This window comes from Paraburkholderia sp., from assembly GCF_036488795.1.
GTDB lineage: Bacteria > Pseudomonadota > Gammaproteobacteria > Burkholderiales > Burkholderiaceae > Paraburkholderia.
In genome coordinates this window covers 1-2,210 of the sequence record NZ_DASXHA010000094.1, presented here as the reverse complement: position 1 = coordinate 2,210, position 2,210 = coordinate 1, and the positions used below count along the sequence as shown (strand labels likewise).

The 2,210-nt window shown below is 65.2% G+C and carries 3 protein-coding genes; 2 read left to right on the top strand and 1 reads right to left on the bottom strand.

The genetic code is table 11. From position 1 onward, the window contains the following. Positions 1-160 precede the first annotated feature (160 nt). Both VGH41_RS12550 and VGH41_RS12545 read left to right on the top strand, forming a co-directional pair. On the top strand, positions 161-730 hold the full coding sequence (locus VGH41_RS12550) for a hypothetical protein (protein ID WP_331597766.1): 570 nt from the start codon (positions 161-163) through the stop codon (positions 728-730). Beyond that, positions 727-1,278, top strand: coding sequence for a hypothetical protein (locus tag VGH41_RS12545; protein ID WP_331597765.1), 552 nt, complete (start codon positions 727-729; stop codon positions 1,276-1,278). Before VGH41_RS12550 ends, VGH41_RS12545 begins: the two co-directional genes overlap by 4 nt. 61 nt (positions 1,279-1,339) lie before the next feature. Here VGH41_RS12545 and VGH41_RS12540 read toward each other — a convergent pair. Then, positions 1,340-2,210 (bottom strand): AAA-associated domain-containing protein (locus tag VGH41_RS12540; protein ID WP_331597764.1); only part of this gene is annotated, 871 nt, incomplete at its 5' end.

Genomic DNA, 2,210 nt, shown 5'->3' with positions numbered 1-2,210 from the left:
ATTGCTTGCATTTTTCCGCTGCCATTTACAAAACGCATCCTGCAAAATGCTGCGTCGTCGCGCACGACGTATCGCGCGCCTGCTGCTTTTGCAGCAGCAACCAGCGAATGACTCATGCGGCGTCATCGGCAGCGACCCATGCAGGAGCAAAGACAGGGAAATGCAGAAGCAAAACATCTTCGCGCGCCGGGTGCCATGCGCCCGGCACGCGCGCCTCACCGCGTTCGTCGCACTGGCCGTTATGATCTCGGCCACCTTCAGCGGCTGTAGTTCGATCTACTCGGAAAGCGCCACCGCCGGCGCCGGTATTGCCGGTGCGGCAATTGCCGGCAGCGTGACGCGCAACGCCGCCGTCGCGACCGGTATCGGTCTTGGCGCGGTCGCCGCGGCGCAGGCCGGTGTGCAGTACTCCGAACGCGTGATCCATCGCAATACGCAAGACGGTATCGCCAAAGTGGCCGGCCCGCTCGATGTCGGCGCGATCGCGCCGTGGAGCGTGACCCACACCGTGCCCATCGAAGACGACACGCATGGCCGCGTGACCGTGAGCCGCACCATCAGCAGTGGCACGCTCGACTGCAAGGAAATCGTCTTCTCGGTCGACGAAAATGCGACCAAGGACAAGCCGGCCAGCAGCGCGTTCTATGTCGCGTCGATCTGCCGCGACGGCACTGCATGGAAATGGGCCTCGGCTGAACCCGCCACCGGGCGCTGGGGCGCGCTGCAATGACCGCGCGCCTGACTATCGCGCGCCGCTTGCTGCGAGCGTTTCCCTTGAGCGCCCGCCTCGTGCTGGCTGGCGCGCTATGTGTGGGCGCGAGCCTGCTGACGAGCGGCTGCTCGTCGGTGGGCGCGGCGAGCGGCGCCGCGGCGGCCGTCGCCTCGGGGCTGGTGACGGCCAATCCGGCGGTGGGCATCGGCGTCGGCATTGCGGTGCAAGCCGCCACCGACGAAGCCGTCGCCCGCTACATGCGCAGCATGCACGCGGATCAGCAGAACGAGATCGCCGAGCTCGCGGGCGGCATGCCCGTCGGCGAGACCAAGCCGTGGCGCGTCAAGCACAAGCTGCCCGTCGAGAACGGCCACGGTGAGGTGCGGGTCACGCGCGCGTTCACGTCGGCGCTCGCCATCTGCAAGGAATTCGTGTTCTCGGTGGCTGACGGAGAAAAGCCCGACGCGCATGAAGACTGGTACACGGCCAGCGCCTGCCTGCAGGATCAGGGCTGGAGGTGGGCGTCCGCCGAACCGGCCGTCGAACGCTGGGGTAACTTGCAATAACGCAAAAGGGGCGGCTGAATACTTCAGCCGCCCCTTTTTTCTTTAGCGCTTCGAAGCGCGTTCAGGACTCGACGTCTTCGAGACTAAAAATTTCGGTCTGGTCGTTATACGAGAAGATTTCGCCGTAACGGCCCCAGTTGATCACCGCGTCGAGCGTCTCTTCCGCGGCGCTATCCGACAGAAAATCTTCCAGCTCCTGCTCGAAGCGCACCCGCGGCGCACGATGACCGGGCCGCTCGTTGAGCACCTTCTTGATTCGCGCGGCGAGCGGCACGTGACGCAGCAGATGTTCCGCGAACATCATCTTGCGCTCCTGCGTGCCGAACTCGGAGAACACGCGCGCTGGCGGCGTGAGGAAAATATCGCCTTCTCGCACGTCGGCAAAGCCCAGATGCTGCAGCACTTCGGCCACCGGGAACAGATCGTCCACTTCGAGGTGCAGTGAACGGGCGATTTCCGGCATGTCGGCCCGGCCGTGGTACGGCGCGGCGGCCAGCGTTTCGATCAGACCCGCCATCAGGTTGGTCGACACATGCGGCAACCAGCTGCCCAGCTCCAGTCCCTTCTTCGTCGCCTCGTCGGTCTGACGCGCGGTCATCTTCGCGTAGATGTCGTCGACGAGCCGCCGGAACGCCGGATCCAGCCGGTTGCGCGGATGCTTGAACGGCACCTTGATCTCGGCCAGCACGCGGCCCGGATTCGACGACAGCACCAGAATGCGGTCGCACATGAACACCGCTTCCTCGATGTTGTGCGTGACGATCAGCACCGACTTGATGGGCATGCGGCCTTGCGTCCACAGATCCAGCAGATCGGTCCGCAGCGTCTCGGCGGTCAGCACGTCGAGCGCGGAGAACGGCTCGTCCATCAAGAGCAGCGTCGGGTCGACCACCAGCGCGCGCGCAAAACCCACCCGCTGGCGCATGCCGCCC

What these genes read in the sequence shown, in the direction of transcription:
- VGH41_RS12550 (WP_331597766.1), top strand. Translation starts at nt 161, where the DNA reads ATGCAGAAGCAAAACATCTTCGCGCGCCGGGTGCCATGCGCCCGGCAC.
- VGH41_RS12545 (WP_331597765.1), top strand. Translation starts at nt 727, where the DNA reads ATGACCGCGCGCCTGACTATCGCGCGCCGCTTGCTGCGAGCGTTTCCC.